This is a genomic window from Corynebacterium sp. HMSC034B08 (assembly GCF_001835805.1).
GTDB classification, from domain to species: domain Bacteria; phylum Actinomycetota; class Actinomycetes; order Mycobacteriales; family Mycobacteriaceae; genus Corynebacterium; species Corynebacterium coyleae.
Genome location: NZ_KV825899.1, coordinates 96182 through 120211, shown reverse-complemented (window position 1 = coordinate 120211; position 24030 = coordinate 96182). Strand labels below are relative to the sequence as shown.

At 62.2% G+C, this 24030-nt stretch carries 23 protein-coding genes; 15 read left to right on the top strand and 8 right to left on the bottom strand.

What is annotated here, in order from left to right:
• Positions 1-114: 114 nt before the first annotated feature.
• Together groES and groL are read left to right on the top strand one after the other, a co-directional pair.
• Complete coding sequence (gene groES, locus HMPREF2656_RS00835) at positions 115-414, top strand: co-chaperone GroES (protein ID WP_070422770.1); 300 nt, start codon at positions 115-117, stop codon at positions 412-414.
• 10 nt (positions 415-424) lie between these two features.
• The gene (gene groL, locus HMPREF2656_RS00830) at positions 425-2035 is read left to right on the top strand and encodes a chaperonin GroEL (RefSeq protein ID WP_070815591.1); all 1611 of its coding nucleotides are present in this window, start codon (positions 425-427) and stop codon (positions 2033-2035) included.
• Between the two features lie 80 nt (positions 2036-2115).
• Here the strand turns inward: groL and HMPREF2656_RS00825 are convergent, their stop codons facing one another.
• Positions 2116-2424, bottom strand: a complete 309-nt coding sequence (locus HMPREF2656_RS00825) for a WhiB family transcriptional regulator (protein WP_070422772.1) — start codon at positions 2422-2424, stop codon at positions 2116-2118.
• Positions 2425-2658: 234 nt separating this feature from the next.
• Between HMPREF2656_RS00825 and HMPREF2656_RS00820 the strand changes: the two genes are divergently transcribed.
• Both HMPREF2656_RS00820 and HMPREF2656_RS00815 read left to right on the top strand, forming a co-directional pair.
• Positions 2659-3258, top strand: coding sequence for a sigma-70 family RNA polymerase sigma factor (locus HMPREF2656_RS00820; protein ID WP_224213064.1), 600 nt, complete (start codon positions 2659-2661; stop codon positions 3256-3258).
• On the top strand, positions 3248-4141 hold the full coding sequence (locus HMPREF2656_RS00815) for a hypothetical protein (protein ID WP_070815590.1): 894 nt from the start codon (positions 3248-3250) through the stop codon (positions 4139-4141). The genes HMPREF2656_RS00820 and HMPREF2656_RS00815 overlap by 11 nt, the downstream gene beginning before the upstream one ends.
• Here the strand turns inward: HMPREF2656_RS00815 and HMPREF2656_RS00810 are convergent, their stop codons facing one another.
• Positions 4142-4513, bottom strand: coding sequence for a DUF5319 domain-containing protein (locus HMPREF2656_RS00810; RefSeq protein WP_070422774.1), 372 nt, complete (start codon positions 4511-4513; stop codon positions 4142-4144).
• A 124-nt stretch (positions 4514-4637) separates the two neighbouring features.
• Here HMPREF2656_RS00810 and guaB point away from each other — a divergent pair, with 124 nt between their 5' ends.
• The 3 genes from guaB to HMPREF2656_RS00795 are packed head-to-tail and all read left to right on the top strand — an operon-like array spanning position 4638 to position 8638.
• On the top strand, positions 4638-6161 hold the full coding sequence (guaB, locus tag HMPREF2656_RS13255) for an IMP dehydrogenase (RefSeq protein WP_070422775.1): 1524 nt from the start codon (positions 4638-4640) through the stop codon (positions 6159-6161).
• A gap of 15 nt (positions 6162-6176) precedes the next feature.
• Positions 6177-7331 carry a GuaB3 family IMP dehydrogenase-related protein gene (locus tag HMPREF2656_RS13250; protein WP_070815589.1) on the top strand — a complete coding sequence of 385 codons (1155 nt, stop codon included), beginning with the start codon at positions 6177-6179 and terminating at the stop codon, positions 7329-7331.
• A gap of 20 nt (positions 7332-7351) precedes the next feature.
• Positions 7352-8638: a PAS domain-containing protein gene (locus HMPREF2656_RS00795; protein WP_070815588.1), complete on the top strand. Its 1287-nt coding sequence runs from the start codon at positions 7352-7354 to the stop codon at positions 8636-8638.
• On the opposite strand, the gene HMPREF2656_RS00790 is transcribed toward HMPREF2656_RS00795, so the two are convergent.
• Positions 8635-9261: an EamA family transporter gene (locus tag HMPREF2656_RS00790; RefSeq protein ID WP_246825045.1), complete on the bottom strand. Its 627-nt coding sequence runs from the start codon at positions 9259-9261 to the stop codon at positions 8635-8637. The two genes, HMPREF2656_RS00795 and HMPREF2656_RS00790, sit on opposite strands and share 4 nt — an antisense overlap.
• A 313-nt stretch (positions 9262-9574) precedes the next feature.
• Between HMPREF2656_RS00790 and guaA the strand changes: the two genes are divergently transcribed.
• Positions 9575-11149: a glutamine-hydrolyzing GMP synthase gene (guaA, locus tag HMPREF2656_RS00785; RefSeq protein WP_141760959.1), complete on the top strand. Its 1575-nt coding sequence runs from the start codon at positions 9575-9577 to the stop codon at positions 11147-11149.
• A 1-nt stretch (position 11150) separates the two neighbouring features.
• Here guaA and HMPREF2656_RS00780 read toward each other — a convergent pair whose 3' ends face one another.
• Positions 11151-12224: a PspC domain-containing protein gene (locus tag HMPREF2656_RS00780; protein ID WP_070422780.1), complete on the bottom strand. Its 1074-nt coding sequence runs from the start codon at positions 12222-12224 to the stop codon at positions 11151-11153.
• Positions 12225-12337: 113 nt separating this feature from the next.
• Between HMPREF2656_RS00780 and HMPREF2656_RS00775 the strand changes: the two genes are divergently transcribed.
• Both HMPREF2656_RS00775 and HMPREF2656_RS00770 read left to right on the top strand, forming a co-directional pair.
• On the top strand, positions 12338-13465 hold the full coding sequence (locus tag HMPREF2656_RS00775) for an ATP-binding protein (protein ID WP_070482456.1): 1128 nt from the start codon (positions 12338-12340) through the stop codon (positions 13463-13465).
• On the top strand, positions 13462-14097 hold the full coding sequence (locus HMPREF2656_RS00770; protein ID WP_070422782.1) for a LuxR C-terminal-related transcriptional regulator: 636 nt from the start codon (positions 13462-13464) through the stop codon (positions 14095-14097). Before HMPREF2656_RS00775 ends, HMPREF2656_RS00770 begins: the two co-directional genes overlap by 4 nt.
• Positions 14098-14117: 20 nt before the next feature.
• On the opposite strand, the gene HMPREF2656_RS00765 is transcribed toward HMPREF2656_RS00770, so the two are convergent.
• From HMPREF2656_RS00765 to HMPREF2656_RS00760, 3 genes are all read right to left on the bottom strand, one after another.
• Positions 14118-14330, bottom strand: coding sequence for a hypothetical protein (locus HMPREF2656_RS00765; protein ID WP_224213060.1), 213 nt, complete (start codon positions 14328-14330; stop codon positions 14118-14120).
• A 30-nt stretch (positions 14331-14360) separates the two neighbouring features.
• Complete coding sequence (locus HMPREF2656_RS12360; RefSeq protein ID WP_224213059.1) at positions 14361-14960, bottom strand: hypothetical protein; 600 nt, start codon at positions 14958-14960, stop codon at positions 14361-14363.
• 89 nt (positions 14961-15049) lie between these two features.
• Positions 15050-16927, bottom strand: a complete 1878-nt coding sequence (locus tag HMPREF2656_RS00760) for an FAD/NAD(P)-binding protein (RefSeq protein ID WP_371440638.1) — start codon at positions 16925-16927, stop codon at positions 15050-15052.
• Between the two features lie 128 nt (positions 16928-17055).
• Here HMPREF2656_RS00760 and HMPREF2656_RS00755 point away from each other — a divergent pair, with 128 nt between their 5' ends.
• Genes HMPREF2656_RS00755 through HMPREF2656_RS00735 form a run of 5 tightly spaced genes read left to right on the top strand, consistent with a single transcriptional unit; the run spans position 17056 to position 23420 of the window.
• On the top strand, positions 17056-18702 hold the full coding sequence (locus tag HMPREF2656_RS00755; RefSeq protein WP_070815586.1) for a TIGR04028 family ABC transporter substrate-binding protein: 1647 nt from the start codon (positions 17056-17058) through the stop codon (positions 18700-18702).
• The gene (locus tag HMPREF2656_RS00750) at positions 18703-19695 is read left to right on the top strand and encodes an ABC transporter permease (protein WP_070815585.1); all 993 of its coding nucleotides are present in this window, start codon (positions 18703-18705) and stop codon (positions 19693-19695) included.
• Between the two features lie 59 nt (positions 19696-19754).
• Positions 19755-20603: an ABC transporter permease gene (locus tag HMPREF2656_RS00745; protein ID WP_070815652.1), complete on the top strand. Its 849-nt coding sequence runs from the start codon at positions 19755-19757 to the stop codon at positions 20601-20603.
• Positions 20600-22213, top strand: a complete 1614-nt coding sequence (locus tag HMPREF2656_RS00740) for a dipeptide ABC transporter ATP-binding protein (RefSeq protein ID WP_070815584.1) — start codon at positions 20600-20602, stop codon at positions 22211-22213. Before HMPREF2656_RS00745 ends, HMPREF2656_RS00740 begins: the two co-directional genes overlap by 4 nt.
• Positions 22206-23420: an alkylhydroperoxidase domain protein gene (locus HMPREF2656_RS00735; RefSeq protein ID WP_070815583.1), complete on the top strand. Its 1215-nt coding sequence runs from the start codon at positions 22206-22208 to the stop codon at positions 23418-23420. Before HMPREF2656_RS00740 ends, HMPREF2656_RS00735 begins: the two co-directional genes overlap by 8 nt.
• On the opposite strand, the gene HMPREF2656_RS00730 is transcribed toward HMPREF2656_RS00735, so the two are convergent.
• Entirely contained in the window at positions 23417-23929 is a 513-nt protein-coding gene (locus tag HMPREF2656_RS00730) for a PspC domain-containing protein (protein WP_070815582.1), read from the bottom strand. The two genes, HMPREF2656_RS00735 and HMPREF2656_RS00730, sit on opposite strands and share 4 nt — an antisense overlap.
• Positions 23930-24030 lie beyond the last annotated feature (101 nt).

The following is a 24030-nucleotide window of genomic DNA, read 5'->3' as shown; positions in this document are numbered from 1 at the left end:
CATAGGTAGAGTGCTAAGGCAGGTTGTGTGAAGCACAGTTGTTCACCCGCGACGACGGCTGCGCCTCGTGAGACCTGAACTATTGAATCATTCACCAATGAAAGGTTTTTGATCATGGCAAACGTCAACATCAAGCCGCTGGAGGACAAGGTCCTCGTCCAGATCGCTGAGGCTGAAACCACCACCGCCTCCGGCCTGGTTATTCCGGATTCCGCGGCGGAAAAGCCGCAGGAAGCCGTCGTCATCGCTGTTGGCCCGGGTCGTCTCGACGACAATGGCAACCGCATCGCCGTGGACGTGAAGGAAGGCGACACGGTTATCTTCTCCAAGTACGGCGGCACCGAGCTGAAGTACGGCGGCGAGGAGTTCCTCCTGCTGTCCGCTCGTGACCTGCTGGCCGTCGTCGAGAAGTAAGTAAAACGCTATGGCAAAACTCATCGCATTTGATCAGGAAGCTCGCGAGGGCATCCAGCGCGGCGTGAACACGCTCGCCGACGCGGTGAAGGTCACCCTCGGTCCCCGTGGCCGCAACGTTGTGCTTGCAAAGTCCTGGGGCGGCCCGACCGTCACCAACGACGGCGTGACCATCGCCCGCGACATTGACCTTGAGGATCCGTTTGAGAACCTCGGTGCGCAGCTGGTGAAGTCCGTCGCAGTCAAGACCAACGACATTGCAGGTGACGGCACCACCACCGCAACGCTGCTCGCCCAGGCGCTCGTCGCCGAAGGGCTGCGCAACGTGGCTGCTGGTGCGAACCCGATCGAGCTGAATAAGGGCATCAAGGCGGCAGCCGACAAGGTCGTCGAGGAGCTCAAGGCTCGCGCGACCGACGTGAAGTCGTCCGCTGAGATCGCCAACGTGGCCACCGTGTCCTCTCGCGACCCTGAGGTTGGTGAGATGGTCGCAGGTGCCATGGAGAAGGTGGGCAAAGACGGTGTGCTTACCGTCGAGGAGTCTCAGTCCATTGATTCCTACGTGGATCTGACTGAGGGTATTTCCTTTGATAAGGGCTTCCTCTCCCCGTACTTCATGACCGATCCGGATGCCGGCCAGGCCGTGCTTGAGGACGCCCGCGTGCTGCTCGTACGCGGCAAGATCTCCTCTCTGCCGGATTTCCTCCCGCTGCTTGAGCAGGTTGCATCGGAGTCGGTGCCGCTGTTCGTCGTGGCCGAGGACATCGAAGGCGAGGCGCTGCAGGCGCTCGTTGTCAACGCGATCCGCAAGGTGATCAAGGTCGTTGCTGTGAAGTCGCCGTACTTCGGCGAGCGCCGCAAGGCGTTCATGGATGACCTTGCTGTTGTCACCGACGCGACCGTCATCGACCCAGAGGTTGGCATCAACCTCAAGGACGCCACCCTGGACCACCTTGGCTCCGCACGCCGCGTAACCACGACGAAGGACGACACGGTCATCGTCGACGGTGCCGGCACCGCAGAGGCAGTCGAGGAGCGCCGCGAGCAGATCCGCCGCGAGATCGAAACCACGGATTCCACCTGGGACAAGGAAAAGGCCGAGGAGCGCTTGGCCAAGCTTTCCGGTGGTGTCGCGGTGCTGCGCGTCGGTGCAGCGACCGAGACCGAACAGAACGAGCGCAAGCTCCGCGTCGAGGACGCCATCAACGCTGCCCGCGCGGCAGCAGAGGAAGGCATCATCGCCGGCGGCGGCTCCGCACTGGTGCAGATTGCCAAGCAGCTCGAGGAGTTTGCTGAAGGCTTCGAAGGCGAGCAGAAGACCGGTGTGCTGGCAGTGGCACGTGCACTGTCCAAGCCGGCATTCTGGATCGCCGACAACGCTGGTCTCGACGGCGCTGTCGTCGTGTCCAAGGTTGCCGAGATGAACAACGGCGAGGGCTTCAACGCCGCCACGCTCGAGTACGGCAACCTCATCGACCAGGGCATCATCGACCCGGTGAAGGTGACCCACAACGCTGTGGTCAACGCCGCATCCGTGGCTCGCATGGTGCTGACCACGGAGGTATCCGTGGTGACCAAGCCGGCCGAAAACGGCGAGGAAGGTCACGCACACGCCCACTAGGGTGTCGTCGATACGCTAAAACAGTGCCCCACTTCGGTAGGGCACTGTTTTTCTTTTGGCGTGATTCTTCGGTCATGCGCTTACTTGACGGCGGCGACGTACTTCACGCTGCCAAGGCCGCGGCGCAGGGCAGTGGAGCGCTCAGATTCACTCATGCCGCCCCAGATGCCATAGGGCTCGGCCACACGCAGGGCATGCTCGCGGCACTGGGTAAGCACCGGGCAGTTGAAGCAAATAGCCTTCGCTCGATTCTCACGCTGCGTGCGGGCGCGGCCCCGCTCACCCTCGGGGTGGTAGAAGATTTCCGAGGCTTCGCCTCGGCAGGCGCCGTGAAGCTGCCAATCCCAAAAGTCTGCATTGGGGCCGGGGAGTTGCTGTGGCAACGTCATGGTGTGAGATCTCCTTTGCCGTGGAAAACGTGATGTACACAACCAGCAGTGCAGTGTTCCGGCGGTGGGTGAACAAAGGGTTGCCGCGCGGTTACGGCACGGGCGTTTCTCGGAGGCTCTTGTGAATAAAAGCGCAATTCGCAGGGAAAATGGCAAGAGTTAAAGGTTGGTGAATTCTTGGATACGCGTCGGTAACTCATATGGCGGGGGAATGAGTGTTTATAGTGTTTGCTTGTGATTGGCAATACCGGCGCGACAGCGGGTGACGAGGAAGATGAACTTGTCACCCTCGTTCCACGTGCCGCCGAAGGGGATGCGCGTGCTCTCCAGCGTGTGATTGCCATCGTCCATCCACGGGTGCTGCGCTACGCCAGGGCGCGCATTGGAGGCGGGCGCATGCCGACTGCGGAGGACGTCGCTCAGGAGATCTGCTTGGCGGTAGCGACGTCCATCGACCGCTACGTGGATACCGGGCGGCCGTTCATGGCGTTTGTGTACGGCATTGCGTTTAACAAGGTCGCCGATGCGCACCGCAGCCTGGTGCGTGACAAGACAACGCCTACTGAAGATGTCCCTGACCAGGAGGTTGTTGCGTTCACGCCGGAGGATGCAGCCGTTGTTGCAGACGGAAGTAACGAAGTTCGCGCATTACTCGATTCATTAAGTGATAAGGCTCGCGACATTGTGATTCTGAGAGTGTTTGTGGGCCTCTCGGCGGAAGAAACGGCAGAGGTAGTGGGCAGTACTCCAGGTGCGGTGCGTGTCGCGCAGCATAGGGCGCTGTCCAAGTTGCGTGAGCAGTTGGAAGGAGACCATTCAGGCCATGACGCGTGATTTTGGTGGCGGCGACTTTGGAGAAGAGTGCGTTCGCGACGATGCGTTTCTTGATGCGCTTTCGAGTGGTGTAGACCCCAGTGACGGCAGTGACCCACTGGCTGCGGCGCTGCTTGGACTAAAGCAGGACGTCGATCGCCCGATGCCAGCGGCTCCCACGGTGATCCCGGTTGCGCCGGTTGCGCCGGTTGCATCGCTTGACGACGCCCGCGCGCGCCGCCGGACCGCCAACCCATGGGTCGCAGGTGTGGTCGGTGCTGCAGCTGCGTCTGTGGCTATCGTCGGCACTGGCGCTGCGGTGTATGGCACGCAGAGCTCCGCGAACGAAACCACGATGGTGGAGTTGGCAACCACGCTCGACGAGCTGGAGGCAGCGAACCAAAGCGGGGATATGGAGGCCGCCCGAAGCCTGCTTGAGCAGGCTAGGGGGCTTATGGCAGGTATCAAGATGCGTGAGGCGCGTAACGGTGAAGACGTAGTGCAGCCAGCGCCACGCACGGTTACTGAAACCACGACTGTGGTGGAGGTCCATGAAGTTGAAGTTCCGCCGAGCGTGCAGCAGCCTGCGCCGGCGCCGGAGCAGAACCCTGCGCCTGCTCCGGAGAATGCGCAGCCGCCGGCTGGGGCACCGGCGCCGGGGTCGGATGCCGTGGCGCCTTCGAACGGGAGCTTGCCGCCGCGCCAGCCGCAGGAGCAACCGCGACCGACGGTGGTGGAGCCGTCCGATTCGCGCGAGCAAACTCCGATCCCAGGAGATCAGCCGCCAGCACGGCCGACGGTCCGCGATAATGTCCCGTCGAATCCAGTCGATTCTGCATCGCGGTACGCAGCAACGCCCGCGCCGGTAGTGCCGGGCGGGGCGGGCTCGTCGGAAAATTTCTAGCTAGCGTGCCTCGAGACCATCGAGGTAGCCCATCGCGTAATCCCACGGAACGTACGCAGTGACGTTCGGTTGCGCGCTGGGCTCATGCACCGGGGGAAGTTCCCCGTTGAGGGTGGCGATCATGTTTTGTTCCATGATCTCCCAGTCGTAGTAGTGCATTTGGTCGCAGTCCTCGCACAGGAAATGGATGCCCAAAATTCCGCGCGGCTTCAGCATTCGTTGTGCGTCGCGTACGTGTGCAAGGTCCTGGATGACGGCGACGCGCTCCTCAGGGGAGAGGGGCTCCACGATCTCATCGTCTTCGATGAACGACGCCGGATCGTTTGGGTCGTCCGCGAACGGGTCCAGCGGCATCATGTCGTCGTAATTCACGGTGCCCAGCCTATTAAGTGGCCGCTTGCTAGGCCAATCAGGGCGTCATCCCCGCATAGCCCCAGAGCTTGCGCGGCGTTATATCATTGCTGAAAACAATCGCGCGGGAGAGGAGAACATGTCGATGTCTGAGGCACGAGTATGGACGGGTGGCGACGATCCGAACAAGGTGGCGCTGAGGGGGCTGACGTTTGATGACGTGCTGCTGCTTCCGGCGGAGTCCCACATTGTTCCATCTGAGGTGAGCACCGAAGCCCAGTTCACCCGCAATATCCGTCTCGGCATGCCGATTATTTCGGCGGCGATGGACACAGTGACCGAATCCCGTATGGCGATCGCGATGGCGCGCCAGGGCGGTATCGGTGTGCTGCACCGTAACTTGAGCGCTCAGGACCAGGCGGAGCACGTCGATGTGGTCAAGCGCTCGGAATCCGGCATGGTGACTAACCCGGTTACCGCCACCCCCGATATGACCATCGCCGACGTCGATGCACTGTGCGCCCGTTTCCGCATCTCGGGCCTTCCTGTAGTTGACGGTTCTGACCGTCTTGTTGGCATCATCACCAACCGCGACATGCGCTTCGAGCCGGATGCTCAGCGCAAGGTTGCAGAGGTCATGACCCCGATGCCGCTGGTTGTAGCGCAGGAGGGTGTGGACAAGAAGGAAGCGCTCGATCTGCTATCCGCCAACAAGGTGGAGAAACTTCCGATTGTGACCTCCGAAGGCAAGCTTGCCGGTCTGATCACGGTGAAGGACTTTGTCAAGAGCGAGCAGTACCCGAACGCCTCGAAGGATGAGAACGGCCGTCTACTTGTCGCTGCTGGCGTCGGTACCGGTGAGGACGCATTTGAGCGCGCTGGTCTGCTCGTTGAGGCGGGCGTAGACGCGCTCGTTGTCGACTCCGCGCACGCACACAACAACCGTGTACTTGAGATGGTCTCTCGTGTGAAGAAGGAATTCGGCGACCGCGTCGACGTTGTCGGTGGCAACTTGGCTACCCGTAGCGCTGCGAAGGCCATGATCGACGCTGGCGCAGACGCCATCAAGGTCGGTATCGGTCCGGGCTCTATCTGCACCACCCGCGTGGTTGCAGGTGTTGGTGCACCGCAGATTACCTCCATCCTCGAGGCGGCCGTGCCGGCGAAGGCTGCAGGTGTGCCGATCATTGCCGACGGTGGCATGCAGTTCTCTGGCGACGTGGCTAAGGCATTGGCTGCCGGCGCATCCACCGTCATGCTCGGCTCCATGTTGGCGGGCACGGCGGAAGCGCCAGGCGACATTGTTGTTGTCGGCGGCAAGCAGTACAAGCGTTACCGCGGCATGGGCTCCATGGGTGCAATGCAGGGCCGTGGACTGACTGGTGAGAAGCGTTCCTTCTCCAAGGACCGTTACTTCCAGGCGGATGTGGCAAGCGAGGACAAGCTCGTGCCGGAAGGCATTGAGGGGCGCGTGCCGTTCCGCGGTGACCTGGATTCCATCACCCACCAGATCGTTGGCGGTCTGCGCGCCGCGATGGGCTACACAGGCGCATCCACTATCGAGGAGCTGCAGACCAAGCAGTTCGTCCAGATCACCACCGCGGGCCTGCGTGAGTCCCACCCGCACGACATCACGCAGACCGTCGAGGCACCGAACTACCGCCAGTAGGAGAACCAGCACAACATGCGTGACTACGTGGAAATCGGCATTGGGCGCGAAGCCCGCAAGGCTTACGGCTTGAGTGATTTGTCGATCGTTCCGAAACGACGCACCCGCTCCTCGCAGGATGTGGACACCTCCTGGCATATTGATGCCTACACGTTCGATATCCCGCTTGCGTCCCATCCGACGGACGCGTTGGCAAGCCCTGAGTTTGTTATCGAGATGGGCAAGCAGGGTGGCCTCGGTGTGATTGACGCGGAAGGCCTGTGGGGCCGACACGCTGATCTGGAGGCTGCGGTGAAGAAGGTGGTGGAATCATGCGAGGACCCCTTTAACGTCGATACGGCTGAGAAGTACCAGGAGTTTGTCGAGGCAGGTGAGCGTGCCGTGCGCACCTTGCAGGAGTTGCACGCCGCAGAACTTGATCACGACTTGCTTTCGGAACGTATCGCCCAGGTGCGTGACTCTGGCGTGACTGTTGCGGTGCGCGTGAGCCCGCAGAACGTGCGCGAATTGGCGCCTGTAGTTATCGCCGCAGGTGCAGAAATCCTCTTCATTCAGGGGTCGATCGTGTCTGCAGAGCACGTGCAAAAAGGTGGGGAACCGTTGAACTTGAAAGAGTTCGTCGGTTCGCTCGACGTGCCGGTCATTGCCGGTGGTGTGTATGACTACACGACCGCGACCCACCTGATGCGCGCTGGCGTTGCTGGTGTCATTGTCGGTTCGGGCGATGCCGACACGGTGGTGAATGTCCCGATGGCTACCGCTATCGCAGATGTCGCGGCAGCACGTCGGGATTACCTCGATGAGACTGGTGGACGTTATGTCCACATTCTTGCGGATACCACTATTTGGGGGGCAGGCGAGATTGCTGCAGCCATCGCTTGTGGTGCAGATGCCGTTATGCTTGGCAACCCATTAACGAAGGCAACTGAGGCCGCTGCCGGTGGCGTGTATTGGGAAGCTCAGACAGCTCACCCACGTTTTCCGCGAGGTAGCGTGCGGAAGGAACCTGACTTCACTTCTTCGACGCCACTGGAGGTCGTGCTCTTCGGTCCATCGAGCGATCCGTGGGGTGCGAAGAATCTCATTGGTGGACTGAAAAGAATTATGGCGAAATGTGGCTATACTGGGATCAAAGCTTTCCAGAAAGCCGATTTGGCAATCCGTAACTAAGAACTGGATGAAATCGACCTATGTCTAGCCGTGTAACGATTCTTCGCGACGCCCCTGAGGGCCCATTCCACGAAGTTGATGTGAACGACATCTTCTTTTCGGTGACTGACGCCAAAGGTGTGATGACGCATGTGAACGATGTGTTCATCAAGTACGCGCAGTACTCCGCCGAAGAGATGATCGGTAAGCCGCACAACCTCATCCGTCATGAGGAGATGCCTGGTGCGGCGTTCAAACTCATGTGGGACACCATCGAGGAGGGCCGTCCTTTCGCCGCGTATGTGCGTAATAAGGCGAAGAGTGGCTCCGCGTACGACGTGTTTGCCACTGTTACGCCGCTGCCAAACGGCGGTTACCTCTCGGTGCGTACCCGTCCGATGACGGAGAACTTCGAAGCAGCCGCTGGTATTTACCAAGAAGCAAACATCGTTGAGCACGAGGCGAAGGCCAACGGTGTTGGCCGCCGCGAGCGTGCAGTGATGGGCGCGGAGAAGGTTACGGAGCTGCTGCCGGACTACGACGCATTCCTGCGCGAAGTCCTTCCTGCTGAGGTCCAGGCACGTGAGGATGCAGGCTTTACGCTTCCGGAAGGCTCCGGCGACATCTACGAGGCTGCCGTGACGCTCTACCGTGAACTCGACGAGTTCATGACGGTGCAGACCGCCATTAAGGACGCTGCTGAGGAGCTGCGCAAGGCCAGTGCGACGCTGGTCGAGGAAAACGCAGTGACCAACAACGTGAAGGCCGAGATGGAAAACGTGGTCACCGAGGGTGCATCGCGTACGCTGCTGCTCGCACCGCTGCAGGTGTGGGCGACGATGCGTGGCATTATCGACGAGAACGCGAGGACCCTCGAGGAGACCGCTCAGGAGCTCTACGCCAAGACGTCCAACGCACGTATGGCGATTGCTCTGGCTCGTCTGCACACCGCACAGACCGCACAGTTCTCCACGGAGGCTAACGTGGAGGAGTCGATGCAGCTTCTCGTCGACGCACTCGAGGCTGACGTCAAGCACATGGATGACGCCGTGTTCTTGCACTCGTCGTTCCGTCGCCGCGTGGAGCTGAAGGTTAACTCCATCACGGAGCTGACCAAGATTCCGCTCGAGATGATTCGTCGTTGGTCTGAGAACACCAACGACATGGGCGAAGAGGTCGCACCGCTGGTGGAGCAGGTGAACAAGGCAATGGCTGCTGCTGATGCCTCGATTAACCAGCTGCACCGCTCAGCTGAGCGCCTCGCACAGGCACCTTCGACGGAGAAGGTGCGCGAGGCTCTGGACAGCCTCAGCACTGCGGTCCGTTAAACCTGACGCCGCAGTCGCTTGCCGGCGAGTGTCTGGTTGACGGAAGCACCGATAACCAAGGCAATCGCCGCAAGCTTCAGCGGGGAGGGGCCCTGGCTGAGCACAAGCCATCCGACGAGTGCTGCAAATGCAGGCTCGAACGAGATGAGGATGGAAAATACCTGGGGGCGGAGTCGTCGCATAGCAATCAGTTCCAGTGATGTTGGGAGCAGCGACGCCAAGATTGCGGTACCAATTGCGAGGAGCAGCAGATTGGTATCGGAAACGATAACGAGTGCGCCTTCGAAACCGAAGGGCAACGTCACCAAACCACCAACTGCAAGGGCAACCGCGAGCCCACCTTGGCCGGCGATGAGGCGGCCAGTGCGCTTGTTGGCAAGGATGTACACCGCCCAGGCAGCGCCTGCGATCAGGATGTAGAACACGCCGAGGCGGTCGAGCGGCTCACCGGAGAGCGAATCAACGCCAAGCAGCGCCATACCTGTAAGCGCAAGCCCGACGGAGATGCCGTCGCGTACCGAACGGGACAACACCGCGGCGAGCAGCAGCGGGCCGAGGAATTGGATGGTTACCGCGGATGCGAGTGGCACAGTTGCAATACCGGCGTAGTAGAACCCGTTCATGCAGCCTAACGACACTCCGAGCACGATCGCTGCACCCCATTGTTCGGGAGTCCAGCGCCAACACGCCGGCCGTGAGATTGCAAGCAGGATGACGGAGGCGATGAGTAGTCGGAATGAACTCGTCGCCCAGGTTCCGGCATGGGGGAAAGCTGCGTGGCAAGAGCTGCGCCAAGCTGCAGAAACAGGCAGGACCCAAGGATGCACAACACGGCGGTGCGGTCGGTATTGGGTTCAACCGGGGAGGGGGCACGCAATGTCATGCAGATCATTCTGGGGCGAAACGTCGAAGAATGGACAATATATTCGGATTTATATGCCATCAGCTAGTATTTGGGCCGTGACTACCGCTCAGAAACGCCCTGTTCTTGTCGTTGATTTTGGTGCGCAATACGCGCAGTTGATCGCCCGCCGTGTGCGCGAGGCGCATGTGTTCTCGGAGGTTGTGCCGTCGACTATTACGGCTGCGGAGGTTCGTGAGAAGAACCCGCAGGCGTTGGTGCTCTCCGGTGGGCCGTCGTCGGTGTACGCGGAGGGTGCCCCGCAGCTCGATCCGGAGATCTTTGAGCTGGGGCTGCCGATCTTTGGTATTTGCTATGGCTTCCAGGTGATGACGCAGGCGCTCGGCGGCAAGGTCGAGGAGACCGGTGCCCGCGAGTACGGCCGCACGGCGATGGCTGTCAAGGGTGGCGTGCTGCACGCTGGCCTGGATGAGCACCCGGTGTGGATGTCCCACGGCGATTCTGTGACGCAGGCACCGGAGGGCTTTGAAGTCACTGCCTCGACCCCGGGTGCGCCGGTTGCTGCGTTTGAGCACGCGGAGCGCAAGTTTGCTGGTGTGCAGTACCACCCGGAGGTGATGCACTCGCCGCACGGTCAGGAGGTGCTGACCCGCTTCCTCACGGAGATTGCTGGTCTGGAGCAGAACTGGACGGCGTCGAATATTGCGCAGCAGCTTATCGACGATGTCCGTAACCAAGTCGGCGACGGCTACGCCATCTGCGGCCTGTCTGGCGGCGTGGATTCCGCCGTGGCAGCAGCGCTTGTGCAGCGCGCTATTGGTGACCGTTTGACCTGTGTGTTCGTGGATCACGGTCTGCTGCGTCAGGGTGAGCGCGAGCAGGTGGAGAAGGACTTCGTCGCCGCGACCGGCGCGAAGCTGGTCACTGTGGATGAGCGCAAGGCCTTCCTGGACAAGCTTGCCGGCGTGACCGAGCCGGAGGCCAAGCGTAAGGCGATCGGTGCGGAGTTCATCCGTTCCTTCGAGCGCGCCGTGGCTGATGTGCTGTCGGACCACAAGGTGGATTACCTGGTGCAGGGCACCCTGTATCCGGACGTGGTGGAGTCCGGCGGCGGCACCGGCACCGCGAACATCAAGAGCCACCACAACGTCGGTGGCCTGCCGGATGACGTGGAGTTCGAACTCGTCGAGCCGCTTCGCCTGCTGTTTAAGGACGAGGTCCGCGCGGTCGGCCGCGAGCTCGGCCTGCCTGAGGTGATCGTGAACCGTCAGCCGTTCCCGGGCCCGGGCTTGGGTATCCGCATCATTGGTGAGGTCACCGAGGAGCGCCTGGAAACCCTGCGCGCTGCTGATGCGATTGCTCGCGAGGAGCTGACCAAGGCTGGCCTGGATGACCAGATCTGGCAGTGCCCGGTCGTGCTGTTGGCCGACGTGCGTTCGGTTGGTGTGCAGGGCGATGGCCGCACCTACGGTCACCCGATCGTGCTTCGCCCGGTCGCATCTGAGGACGCGATGACCGCGGACTGGGTGCGCATCCCGTACGAGACGCTTGAGGTGATCTCTACCCGCATCACCAACGAGGTGGCTGACGTCAACCGCGTGGTGCTGGACGTGACATCCAAGCCACCGGCCACCATCGAGTGGGAGTAAGTCAGTTTCCTTCGCCCGCGTCCTCGCGGGCGTAGTACGCGGACACGGATCCGACGCGCTGCGACACGTTGATCGTCAGTAGTGCGCTGTCTGTGTCCGCGTTTTGTCGTTCTTCGGGGCATGCGGCCTCGCCGATGTTCACCTTGCAGTTGATGTCGACGGGGACGTTTTCCGGCAGGATGATATCGGTGCTGCCGATGTTGTTCGCAATGTTGACCGTTTTCGGCTCACTCAGCGGTTCGAGATCGGTGAAGTCGATGTATGACTCGCCGATGAAGCCGCTGGTGCCCATTTGGTCTGGTAGCTCGTCGACGTCGTACACGGTGATGTACGCGCTGCCGAAGCGGCTGTAATTGCCAAGTCGCACTTCGCTGGTTACCCCCAGCGCAAACATCGTTGCCGTTGTTAGCACCAGTGTGACGGGGATCCACAGCCAGTAGCGCTTCTTTGGTTGCGCACGCTCCGGAGCCGGCTCGATAGGGTCCGGCAGGTGCCACAGCTCAGGTGCCGCGCCGAGTGGGTCCCATGCGGGTGGTTTCTGCCCGGGGTGTTCGTAACCTTCCGGCACGGTCAGGTGGGAGGTGTCCACAACAGGGCCTTTGCTTGTCTGCGACTCCACGCCCACCACGAGTCCCTCCGGTGCCTCTGGCTGGCGCTGGTAGGCGAGGTACCAGCCGAGCGCGAAGAGCGCGAAGGTAACCAAAACACCGCGCAGGTCGCTGGCAACAGCAACGGAGGGGAAGAAGATGACAAGCCCGAGGAGCAGCAGCCAGCCGGTGTCGCGCTCTTTCTTCTCTACCTTGGTCAGCTGCTCTTTCGGGGTGGCGATCGAAGTTGCTGGGGTGCGGGTCAGCCCGAAGCGGGGCATATTGATCCAGCACAGCAAGTAAAGGAACAGGCCACCGCCGAAGGCGATTGACAATACGACGAACAGGACGCGGATGAGCGTTGGGTCGATTTGGTAGCGGGCACCGATGCCTTCGCAGACACCGCCGACGACGGCCTTACCGCCCTGGTCTTGTGGGATGCGGGGCGGGCGGGTCTCCCACATGCGCTTCAGTGTGTTGGTTTCCATGGCTTCTATTGTTGCGAGGCAACGCCAAGCGCGGTATCGGGAACGACCCTGATTTTTCATCTCAGGGTTTACCCCGATGTGCCTGAGGGGGTTGCCGTGCAACGATAGGGGACATGTCTGCGTTGTATCCTCGGCTGACCCGTGATCGTTCCCGCCGCGTTATTGCTGGCGTGGCGTCCGGGGCGGCTGACCTGCTCGGGGTGGACGTGAAATGGGTGCGTCTGTTTTTGGTTGCGGCGAGTTTCGCTGGTGGCTTCGGCGTGCTGCTGTACGCAGGTCTGTGGGTGTTTACCCCGGTTGCTGAAGGTGCCGCGCCGCGGCAGCGCCCGAGTGCGCTCGACATCTTCCTGGTGCTTGCAGGTTTCGCTGGTGCGTTGACGTCGCTGCAGATTTCCTCCGGCGCGGGTTCCACGGTGGTGTTCATCATCGGCGTGCTCATCGTCGGTGCGGTCATTGCGTTGCAGGCGTACGACCGCGGTACGGATTCGTGGGGCAACATCGCCGCGTTGACTTTAGGCGCGCTGTTGATCATGAGCGGGGTGCTCGCTGTGGCATTGCTTGGGGAGAGCGCCGGGGTTGCAGGCGTGGTTGTTTCCGTGCTGGTGACGGTGTTGGGTGTGGGGGTGCTTGTGGTGCCGCTGATTGCCAAGCTGACCAACTCGCTTGTCGCGGAGCGTGAGGCGAAGGCGGTGGCGGATCAGCGCGCGGAGATCGCCTCGCGCCTGCACGATTCGGTGCTGCAGACTCTGGCGCTGATTCAGCGCCAGGCGGATGATCCGGACGAGGTGGTGCGCCTTGCCCGTGGTCAGGAGCGCGAACTTCGGGCATGGCTTTTCGACGACACCGTGTCCAACCACACCACCACCTTCGCCGCGTTGCAGAAAGCTGCGGGCGAGGTGGAGGACGCCTATGGGGTCGTGATTCAACCGGTCACGGTGGGCGAGGACATTCCTTTCGATGAGCGCACCGAAGCAGTCGTGCTTGCCGCCCGAGAAGCGATGGTCAACGCCGCAAAGCATGCGGGGGTGGACACGATCGACGTCTACGCGGAGCACCTCGCGGGCAGGCTCGAAGTGTTTGTGCGCGATCGGGGTGCCGGCTTCGACCCGGATGCGGTGCCGGCGGACCGGCACGGGCTGCGCGATTCCATCGTGGGCCGGGTTGAGCGGGTTGGGGGAGAGGTTAACGTGGTGTCGTCGATAGGCAATGGCTCCGAGATCGAACTAGCGTTAGACCTATGACGCGCGTGTTTTTAGTAGACGACCACTCGGTGTTTCGGGCCGGAGTGAAGGCCGAACTGGCTGCCGCAGGCGACGGTCAGCTGGACATCGTTGGGGAGGCGGGCACGGTTGCGGAGGCGGTGCGCGGGATCGAAAAGGAGCGCCCGGATGTGGTGTTGCTGGACGTGCACATGCCCGACGGCGGCGGGTTGGCTGTGCTCAAGCGCGCGCCGGGACCTTCGTATTTGGCGCTGAGCGTCTCCGACGCTGCCGAGGATGTCATCGCGCTGATCCGTGCAGGGGCACGCGGATACGTGACCAAGAACATCGCAGGTGAGGAGCTTGCGGAGGCGATTGAGCGGGTGCGTGGCGGGGACGCGTACTTCTCGCCACGGCTTGCCGGGTTTGTGCTCGACGCGTTTGCCTCTGGTCCGGTTGTGGAGGAGGACGACCCGGCGGTGGACTCGCTGACCCGGCGTGAACTTGAGGTGTTGCGGCTGCTTGCGCGTGGTTACACCTACAAGGAAATCGCCGAGCGGCTGTTCATTTCGGTGAAGACGGTGGAGACGCACGCCTCCAACATTTTGCGCAAGACGCAGACGTCGAACCGCCACCAGTTGACCCGGTGGGCGGTTGCGCGCGACTTAGGGTAGCGCTCCAGGAAATTTGGCAATCAACTAATTGTGGCTGCCTTTTCTTCATCCGGCCACACCGTCACTGCTTTGTATGTGTAGTAGACACACGCTACGAAGACAACAATATTTCCAAAGATGAGCCACTGCGGTGCATCGTTCGGCAGAACTATCTGGAGAACAGCACTCACTAAACAAAGCATGGCAATGTTCGTACTCAACGCAATGATCAGCATTCTGCGTCCAAGGCTCATTTCGTTCCTTACTGTTCGTGGTACTTATATTTATCCGCACTGATCAGCAGCGGTTACGATAGAACCAGATGCGGTTGCCATGGTAGCTGCAGCCATCATAGGGCCAATAGGACCTGTGAGCGGCGCAGTGGCGACTCCGACTGCAGATGCTGTAGTCCCTCCGATCCCTACGAGGATGGCCCCCACACACCCAGCAGTAGACCGAGGTTGAATGAGGGCGGCATCGACTAACTCTGGATCAACGTTCGTTGAATACTTTGCAGTGATCTGGTCACCTTCAACCGAGTATTCGATGTTTACTTTCTCTCCAGTAGTGAGAGTCTTTGAAGTGGGCAGAGCTTCTTCTTCGCCCTTCGGGCTTTCTACAAATACTGTGTCCGCTTCTTTGCGAACGTTACCGTTTACTACTTCAGCGGAATATCCGCTCTCATCAGCGTCATTGATTACGAGAAGCGCTTGTCGCTCCTCTTGTGCCTTAGCAATCCTTTCCTCAAGGACATCATTTCCCGCCCCGGTGCTAGTTGGCTGCTGAACCTCGTTCTGAGAAATCTCTGCGGACGTAGCGACTGGCATTGGTACGAGCACAGAAGCTAGAGCGATAGAAGTAGCAAGCTTAGTTCCAAACTTCAAGGAAAAACCTCTTTCTGAATTCTCGAAAACGAATGAATGTAGGTAGACGATAACACGTTCGCTTAATCTAGTGCCGGCCTAGAACAGGCCTAGAGCACGCGCGCCTGGGTGAGCAGCGACAACGCAGTTTTGTCGGTTTCTTGCAGCATGAGCGGGTTCGTGCCCGGCATCGGCGAGATCGTCGTGTCCGCCCACTGCTTACCGGTGGGGATGCCCACGATGTGCAGGCGGGGATCCAAGGTGCCGTCGGGGTGGACGGCGCGGCGGGTGGCATCGTCGGTTTCAGGTGAGGCGGTGTGGGCGAAGGGGCGGATACGGTTGGCGTCGATAAGCGAACGCACCAGCGGGTCCTTGGTGTTGCGGATGTCCGGGCCAGGCAGGAACGCGTCGGCGAGTGCGGTCGCGGTGGCGCTGCGCCCGTGGCTGGTCGCGGTGAATGCGCCATCTTGCGTATCGACGACCGGCTGCGGGCCCAGGAACGTCACCAGGCCAGCGTCGGCAAGTGCAAGCAGTTCGCGCGTGCGGAACAGTGGCGGGCCGGAGCCGACCATCTGACCGAACGCCATGTACTGCGAGCGGGCCACCTCCGGGGTGCCTTTGCCGTTTTCGGTGGCGATGGCGCTGGGTTTGCGGCCGGCTGAAATCGCCCACAGCCCGGCCTTGATCGGGGAGTCCCAGGCGGCGACGGCCTCGGCGATGTCGCCCGCCATGGAGTCGGTGACCACGCGCTGGAGTTCGTCCAGGCTGAGATCTTCCGTGCCGGCGGGCGGGTCGACCCAGGCAGCCATGTCGAACGGTTCGGTGCTTGTGCCCTCGAGTGCTTCGGTCAGGGCGCGGGCGACCGGCAGGATGTCCTCGGGGGAGGCGTGGACGGCCAGGTCGGTGTCGTCGATACGCGTGATGATCTCCTCGAGCGGCACCTTCAGCGCCTCGGGGCGCACGCGCGCGAGGGTGCGGTAGTACTCGGCGAAGGCATCGCGGGCGAGCGCTGGCCACAGGGTGCGGCCGAACGACAAAGTGCCTGTGCCGGGCTCGGCAGGGTTGGCATCGATAGCGGCGCGCAGGCGTGACAGATCGGCCTTTGGCGGCAGCGAGTTGTACTCGGACTTGGGCAGGTAGGGGTAGCCGCGGCCAGAGGTAACGATGAAGTGGGGTTCCTCGCCGGTGGCGTCGTAACGCAAACCGGAGCGGGCCGTGTCGTCTTCGAAGAAGCGGCCGCCGCGGTTGATGGTGGTCAGCGCCATGAGGTCGAAAAAGCCCATGCCCATGCCACGCACGAGCAGGCGCTCGCCCTCGCCGATGCGGTCCACGTCCTGCTCAACCGGGTTGCCGGGCGGAATGTAGGTCAAGCCAGATTTGGCAAACGCCTGCTGCGCCGGGGTCGGGGCGGGCAGCACCCAGCCGGAGGCAACCACGGTGGCGTCGGCGTGGATCAGGGTGCCGTCCGCAAGCAAGATCGCGTCTCGGCCTCCGTCGCTGTACAGCGACATCGCGCGGGACTGGTGCTCAACCACGGTGACAGAGTCCGGCAGCTCGGCCAGCGCAACCTGCCACACCCAGCGCAAGTACTCGCCATACAACGCACGCGAAGGATTAGATTCAGGTCGCGTCACACGGATTTCAGCGTCGAAGGTGCTGGGGACGGCCGGCGGGTGGTCGCTGATAAGCGGATGCGCGAATTCGCCGCGAAGCGCCTGGATCCACTCAAACATGGTGGGGCCTTCGAGCACAGGTGCGGTGACGGTCGCGCCGGGCTCAGTGAACAGGGTTACCGCGCCAGCCAGGGTGTTCATGCACAGTGTGCGGGTTTGTTCGGTGTCCCAGATGCGGCCGGCACCGAGCTGGGCGTCGTCGATGATGTGCAACGTCAGTGGTGTAGCGCCACGGTCGTTGAGGAAGGCTGCGATGCGCTCGGTGATGGAGATGCCTCGCGGTCCTGCTCCGACGATGGCGATGTCTGCTCCCACAGCGATGTACCTCCACGATTTCGATGAATCTTTATAACGTGTATAGACTGCGCAGTCTATTAAGAAAGAACCGAATTGTCTAAAAGTGGTATGGTGCCGAAAACCACAAGGGAAAAGAGGACGATAACGTGCCGAAGAAAACGGTCGCGGCCCCAGTTGTACTTGTAGGTGCAGTTGCCCTGCTGAGCGGCTGCACCGCAGGGGGTGGCGCTGAATCTCACGCAGAGGGTGACAATGTGCTCACCTACCTGGAATCCAACTGGTTTAACAGCCTCTACCCGCCGGCTGCCGGGTTTTACCCCAACGGCGGTGTGGTCAATCAGTTAACAGACAGGTTGCTCTACCAAGACCCTGAAACGCTCGAACTCCAGCCGTGGATTGCCACCGACCTGCCGGAGATCAACGAGGACGCCACCGTGTTCACCTTCGATATCCGCACGGATGTGACCTACTCCGACGGCACACCGATGACCGCGCAGAACATCGTGGACAACTTCGACCTCTACGGCCAGGGCGACAAGGATCGCCTGCTCAACGTCTCGGAGCAGATCTCCAACTACGACTACGGCGAAGTTGTCGACGAGGACACGGTTCGCTTCCACTTCACCGCACCGTCGCCAGGGTTTGCGCAGGCTACGTCCTCGTACAACGCGGGCCTGCTGGCGGATTCCTCCCTGCAGCTGCGCAACGAGGATTTCGGCCCAGGCGGGGCGGCGAATGTGATCGGTTCGGGCCCCTTTGTCGTCGATAGTGAAACGCTGGGCACTGACCTCGTGCTGAAAACGCGCGAGGATTACGACTGGGCGCCACCGTCGCTCGAGCACCAGGGCCGGGCGCGCATTGACGGCATCCACTACACCTTCGCCGCCGAAGAAGCCGTCCGCTCCGGCGCGTTGCTGTCCGGCCAAGCGGACGCCGCGCGCACGATCTCTCCGCCAGTGGAGCGGCACCTGAAAGACCAGGGTGTGCAGGTGGTTGCCTCTGCCACCAACGGCATGAACAACCAATTGGCCATGCGGTTTAACCACCCGTTGCTGCAGGACATTCGAGTACGCAAGGCGATTATCCACGGCATCAACCGTGAAGAGATCATCCGCATTCTGCTGTCGGATTCCTACCCGCTGGCCACGTCGTCGATGACCTCGAGTGCCCTTGGCTACGCGGAGCAGCCCGGCGCGTACACGTTCGATCCGGATCGTGCGCGTGCGCTTCTCCACGACGCCGGCTGGACCCCCGGCCCCGACGGCATCCGCGTGAAAGACGGGCAGCGGTTGAGCCTGTCGGTCAACCACGCGCTGCCGCAGCCGCGCTCGAAAGAGATTGTCACGATGGTGCAGTCGGACCTGCGTGACCTCGGCATTGAGTTGAACATGGTGGCCGGTGATCGTGCCACGCAAAACGCAGCGCAGAAGGACATCAACCGCGTGCAGTTGATGCACACGATGGTGGGGCGTGCGGATTATGACGTGATTGAGTCGCACTTGTCGGTGAACCGCCGCGACTCGCTGCTGAACAACGCAGGAGATGGCACCCCAGTGGATGCCAAACTCGAGGAACTGCTGCAGAAGGTGGTTTCCACACCGGACGATGCGGGCCGTGCGGCCGCGTCGAAGGCGGTGCAGGACTACCTCACAGAACAGGCCTACGTGCTGCCGTTGTTCGAGGAGCCGCAGGTGTACGCACTTGCGCCACACGTGAAGGGCTTTGTTACCGAATCGGTGGCCCGCCCGAGTTTCTACTCGGTGTACTTCGACCGTGATGGGGAGGACAACTAAATGAGTAACACTGTGCTGAAACGCGTTGGGCAGGCGCTGCTCGTGCTGCTGCTTGCCTACACGCTTGCGTTCTTCCTGCTTTCCGCCCTGCCATCGGACGGCGTGGCCGCGCGCTATGCGGACCCCGCGCTTGGGCTGTCCCAGGCAGAGATCGAGGAGATCCGCGAGCAGATGGGCGTGGACAAACCGCTCGTCGAGCAGTACCTGGCCACCCTTGCCGGGCTGTTTACCGGCAACCTGGGGTTCTCGGTTGCCTCGGGCACGCCGGTGTTCGACCTCATCGTCGACGCTGCGCCACACACGTTTGCGCTTGCGGCGACCTCGATAGGACTTGCCATCATCGTCGCGCTGCTGACCGCCTATGTGGCCACGCTGCCGGGTGGTGGTGCGGTGCGTAATTTCTTCCGCGCGCTGCCGTCGTTCATGGTGTCGCTGCCAGGTTTCTGGATCGCGATCCTGCTACTGCAGTTCTTCTCCTTCCAACTCGGCTGGGTCAACGTGGTCGACCCGACCCCGCTCGAGGGGCTCATCCTGCCGTCGCTGACCCTGGCCGTGCCCATGGCGGCGCCGCTGATGCAGGTGCTCATCCGGTCTATCGACGAAGTCCGCGCCCAACCATTCGTCCAAGTCATCCGCGCCCGCGGTGCCAGCGAGGCCCGCATCTTCTGGCGCGACGTGCTGCGCAACTCGTTGCTGCCCGCCATCACCATGGCCGGCCTGCTGTTCGGCGAACTTGTCGGCGGAGCAGTGGTGACCGAAACCGTCTTCGGCCGCGCCGGGTTGGGGTCGCTGACCGTCAACGCGGTATCTAGCCGCGACATGCCGGTTCTGCTCGGTGTGGTGCTCATCGCCGCGACCGCGTACGTGCTGATCAACCTCATCGTCGACCTGCTCTACCCGGTGCTTGATGTGCGACTGCGGGATGCGGGGCAACAGCGCAACAAGGCTAAGAAGAGCACCGCTCAGGCTGCCGTGAAGGAGGGCGCCCGATGACAACACAAACAACACAAGCAGCAACGGATCCTGTTGCGCGGGCGAATGTGCGCGCTGGCGTGCGGGCGAATGTGCGCGCTGGCGTGCGGGCGAAGTCGCGCAAGAACCGCCGGTGGCGCTCGCCGGCGACGATCCTGTCGCTGATCGTCCTGGTCATCGCTGCCCTGTGGGCGTTGCTGCCGGGCGTGTTTGCCACCTACGACCCGTACAAGGGCGTGGATGTGGCGCTGCTCGCGCCGAACGGTGAGCACATCTTCGGTACTGACGCCGTGGGGCGCGACGTGTACTCCCGCGTGGTCTACGGCGCACGCCAATCGCTGCTCGGCGCGCTGATCGCCGTGGTGGTCGGCCTGGTCCTGGGCACCTTGATTGGCCTTGTTGCAGGTACGCAGCGTGGCTGGGTAGAGACCGTGCTTATGCGGTTCGTGGACGTGCTGCTGGCCATCCCGGGCATTTTGCTGTCGCTGTCCATCATCATCGTCACCGGTTTCGGTTCGCTGCAGGCGGCGTTTGCTGTCGGTATGACATCGGTGGCCACGTTCGCTCGTCTGGCTCGTTCGCAGGTGATCCAGATTGCCGGTGCAGACTTCGTCGAGGCTGCCTACGGCTCTGGCGCAACCCAGACCCAGGTGTTGTTCCGCCACGTGCTGCCCAACTCGCTGACCCCAGTGTTGGCGCTGGCTGCGCTGCAGTTCGGCACCGCAATCCTGCAGTTGTCCATCCTTGGCTTCCTGGGCTACGGCGCACCGCCACCAGTGCCGGAGTGGGGCCTGCTGATCGCGGAAGGCCGCGACTTCATGTCCACCGCCTGGTGGCTGATCCTGCTGCCGGGTCTGGCCATTGTGGCCACCGTGATGTCCACCAACCACATCTCCCAGGTCATTCAGACAGAAGGTGATGCGAAGTGAGTACCGCAACCACACCGCTGCTTGAAGTTGACAGCCTTACCGTTGCGTACGGTGATGCCGAGCCGACCGTGGAAAACATCGCGTTTGCTGTCGATGCCGGCAAGATGACCGCGATCGTCGGCGAGTCCGGCTCTGGCAAGACCACTTCCGCCATGGCGGCGCTCGACTTGTTGGGTCCCACCGGCAACGTGCGCGCGGGCTCCATCCGGTTTAAGGGCCAGGATCTTGCCAGCCTGAGCGCTGCCGAGCGGCGCGAGCTGCGCGGCGCAAAGATTGGTTTGGTCCCGCAGGATCCGAACAACTCGCTCAACCCGTTGAAAACCATCGGCGCATCCGTGGAGGATGGGTTGGAGATTCATGGGGTGGGGGACGCGGCGTCGCGTCGTCGTCAAGCAATTGCCCTGCTTGAGCGCGTCGGCATCGATGATCCTGAAAAGCGCTACAACCAGTACCCGCACGAGTTGTCCGGCGGCATGAAGCAGCGCGTGCTTATCGCGGCTGCGGTGGCGCTCGAGCCCGAGGTGCTCATTGCTGACGAACCCACGTCCGCACTCGACGTGACCGTGCAAAAAACCATCCTTGACCTGCTCGACGAGATGCGAGCAGAGTTGGGCCTGGGCGTCATTTTCATCACCCACGACCTTGCCGTGGCGGGCGATCGCGCCGATGACGTGGTCATCATGGAGCGCGGCCGCGTCGTCGAGCACGGCCCTGTGAGCACAGTGCTGACCAACCCCACACAGGACTACTCCAAGCGCCTGCTGGCAAACGTGCCGTCGCTGTCCGTGGCAAATGCGTATCGACGACCCCCTGTCACCACCGACACCCTCCTGCACGTGGACAACCTTGCCGTGAAGTACGGCGACTTCACCGCCGTATCCGATATCTCCTTCGAGGTCGCGCGCGGCTCCACCCATGCGCTGGTGGGCGGGTCCGGCTCCGGCAAAACCACCACAGGCCGCACGATCGCCATGTTTAACCAGCCTGCTGAGGGCAGCATCACCCTCGACGGCGAGGAACTGACCACGCTGAGCCCGAAGCAGAAGCGCAACTTCCGCAACCGCATCCAGATGGTGTACCAAAACCCGTTTTCTTCCCTAGACCCGAAGATGCGGGTCGGCGAGATTGTGGCGGAGCCACTGCGCAACCTCGCGGGGGCGTCGAAACGCGAAAGCCTTGCGCGCGCCAACGAGTACTTGGAGCGCGTGGCGCTTGATCCGGAGCGGTTCGCCACGCGCACCCCGGCGCAACTGTCCGGCGGGCAGCGCCAACGCGTCGCTATCGCCCGCGCGCTGATCGTTGAGCCGGAACTCGTGGTGCTCGACGAGGCCGTCTCCGCACTCGATGTGACCGTGCAGGCACAGATCCTGGAACTGCTGGAAAACCTCCAGCGCGAATTAGGGCTGACCTACGTGTTCATCTCCCACGACCTGGCAGTGGTGCGCCAGATCTCGGATACCGTGAGTGTGTTCAGCCGCGGCCAACAAGTGGAATATGGCCCCACCGACGAAGTGTTCTCGCACCCGCACGACGATGTCACTCGTGAACTTATCGATGCCATCCCCGGCACCGTCTTCCGTGCCCGACAGTTAGGAGAGTTTGTTGTCTAACGACATTATCGACCTGCTCGCAGAAACCCCGGCCGACCTTGCCGAACTGCGCCGCCGCCGACCCGAAGCCGTAGAAAACGCCCAGCGCAGCTTCGAGGCCCTGTTTGAGCCCACCAACCCGGCGCTGATCGAGGCCCTGCCGGTATCCACCCGCTATGCCGTCGCCGCCTTCGTCGCCGGCATTTCCGGTGCACAGCGTGCCGCGGAGTTCTACGCGGATTTGCTTGCCGACGAAGACGAGGCGCTCGTTGCCGTGGTCGAAGACGCGGTGCGCGCAGGTGTGTCCACCGGCCCGTACGCGGGCGGGGACTTTGTCACCTTCGGCGACGACGCACTCGCCGCCGCCTTCGACTTCGCCCACCTGCTGACCTTCCACCCGAAGGACGCTTCCCCGGCTGCGATCGGCCACCTGCAGACCGCTGGCTACAGCGAGGACGCGATCGTCTCACTCGGCCAACTCATCTCGTTCGTTGCGTTCCAGCTGCGCGTTGCACACGGTGTGCAGGTGCTGGCTGGGGGAGCGGCTGCGGGTGGTTCGGGTGCTGGCGATGCTGCTGTTGAGCGCGCCGCTGGTGTCGCCGACCCGGGCTGGACTCCCGCAGCGGCGACCCTGCAACCGGAGGTCGTCGCACCCGAGAAGTTTGTCAGCCACTCCCTGGGGTGGAAGCCGTGGGTGGCGCCACTTGAAGAGTCCGAATTCACCGACGAGCAGCGCGACGCCCTGATCAAGCGGGAGCGCATCGGCATGGAGTACTTCCGCCTACTCGCCCGCGACCCGCAGGCGCTCAAAGCGCGCACCCTGACCGACCTGGACATCTTCTACAACACCGAAGGTGGCCTGGGCCGTGCCGAGCGCGAACTTGCCGCTACCGTCGCGTCCCGTTTGAACGGCTGCGAGTACTGCGCATCCGTGCACCAGGCACGTTCGAAGGAGGAAGGCGGCGACGCGGAGGCGATCGACCGTCTCCTGGACGAAGGCGTGGAGGCGGACCTTGGCTCTGACACCTGGGACGCGATCCGCCAGGCTGCGGTTGCGCTGACCCGCACGCCGTTTGCTTTCGGTGCCGAGCACGTCGAGGCGCTGCGCGAGGTCGGGTTGGATGATCTGGCAATCATCGACGTGATCAACTCGTCGGCCTTCTTCAACTGGGCCAACCGTCTCATGCTCACGCTCGGCGCGCCGGATGTGCCGAAGCGCTACCGCTAGCGCCTGAACCCGCGGCGGCGTTTCTGGTCGCGCCACACGAGGTCGTCGTCACGCCATTGCTCGGGTGGCGTCGGGTTTTCGGCGTAGGCGAAAACCCACATGAACAGCAACATCACGTACACGCCAAAGGTCACACGGTTATCGCCTGCGTCAGCCGCCGCCGGGATGAAAATGATCAGCCCGAGCAGAAGCAGCCAGCCGGTGCGGCACTCCTTCTGCTCGATGGGGCTGCGCTGATCCTTGCGGGTAAAGATCGCCCGGCCCGGGCTCATGTCCTCCCCAAGACGCGGCATGAGCAGCCAGCACAGCAGGTATGCGAAGATGCCACCGCCGAAAATAAACCCGGTGAGCACAAACGCGATACGCACCGCCACCGGGTCGTAGCCGTAGCGGGCACCGAAACCGGTGCACACACCGCCGAATACGGCCCGACCACCTTGGTCTTTCGTGATGCGCCGCGGGCGGGTTTCCCACATGTGCTTGAGCGATGTCGATGAGGTTTGAGCCATGCGTGCCATTATCCGTATCTACGGCGGACTTCGCAGCAGGGGTTTCGAGAATGGCGGAGCCTGCGCGAGGGCCTTTGCGGTAGCTCGAAAGCTACTAGAAA

Excerpts from the sequence above, each read along its gene's own strand:
- groES (WP_070422770.1), top strand. The coding sequence starts at position 115 with ATGGCAAACGTCAACATCAAGCCGCTGGAGGACAAGGTCCTCGTCCAG.
- groL (WP_070815591.1), top strand. The coding sequence starts at position 425 with ATGGCAAAACTCATCGCATTTGATCAGGAAGCTCGCGAGGGCATCCAG.
- HMPREF2656_RS00825 (WP_070422772.1), bottom strand. The coding sequence starts at position 2,424 with ATGACGTTGCCACAGCAACTCCCCGGCCCCAATGCAGACTTTTGGGAT.
- HMPREF2656_RS00815 (WP_070815590.1), top strand. The coding sequence starts at position 3,248 with ATGACGCGTGATTTTGGTGGCGGCGACTTTGGAGAAGAGTGCGTTCGC.
- guaB (WP_070422775.1), top strand. The coding sequence starts at position 4,638 with ATGTCTGAGGCACGAGTATGGACGGGTGGCGACGATCCGAACAAGGTG.
- HMPREF2656_RS13250 (WP_070815589.1), top strand. The coding sequence starts at position 6,177 with ATGCGTGACTACGTGGAAATCGGCATTGGGCGCGAAGCCCGCAAGGCT.
- HMPREF2656_RS00795 (WP_070815588.1), top strand. The coding sequence starts at position 7,352 with ATGTCTAGCCGTGTAACGATTCTTCGCGACGCCCCTGAGGGCCCATTC.
- HMPREF2656_RS00790 (WP_246825045.1), bottom strand. The coding sequence starts at position 9,261 with ATGAACGGGTTCTACTACGCCGGTATTGCAACTGTGCCACTCGCATCC.
- guaA (WP_141760959.1), top strand. The coding sequence starts at position 9,575 with ATGCCATCAGCTAGTATTTGGGCCGTGACTACCGCTCAGAAACGCCCT.
- HMPREF2656_RS00780 (WP_070422780.1), bottom strand. The coding sequence starts at position 12,224 with ATGGAAACCAACACACTGAAGCGCATGTGGGAGACCCGCCCGCCCCGC.
- HMPREF2656_RS00775 (WP_070482456.1), top strand. The coding sequence starts at position 12,338 with ATGTCTGCGTTGTATCCTCGGCTGACCCGTGATCGTTCCCGCCGCGTT.
- HMPREF2656_RS00770 (WP_070422782.1), top strand. The coding sequence starts at position 13,462 with ATGACGCGCGTGTTTTTAGTAGACGACCACTCGGTGTTTCGGGCCGGA.
- HMPREF2656_RS00765 (WP_224213060.1), bottom strand. The coding sequence starts at position 14,330 with ATGAGCCTTGGACGCAGAATGCTGATCATTGCGTTGAGTACGAACATT.
- HMPREF2656_RS00750 (WP_070815585.1), top strand. The coding sequence starts at position 18,703 with ATGAGTAACACTGTGCTGAAACGCGTTGGGCAGGCGCTGCTCGTGCTG.
- HMPREF2656_RS00730 (WP_070815582.1), bottom strand. The coding sequence starts at position 23,929 with ATGGCTCAAACCTCATCGACATCGCTCAAGCACATGTGGGAAACCCGC.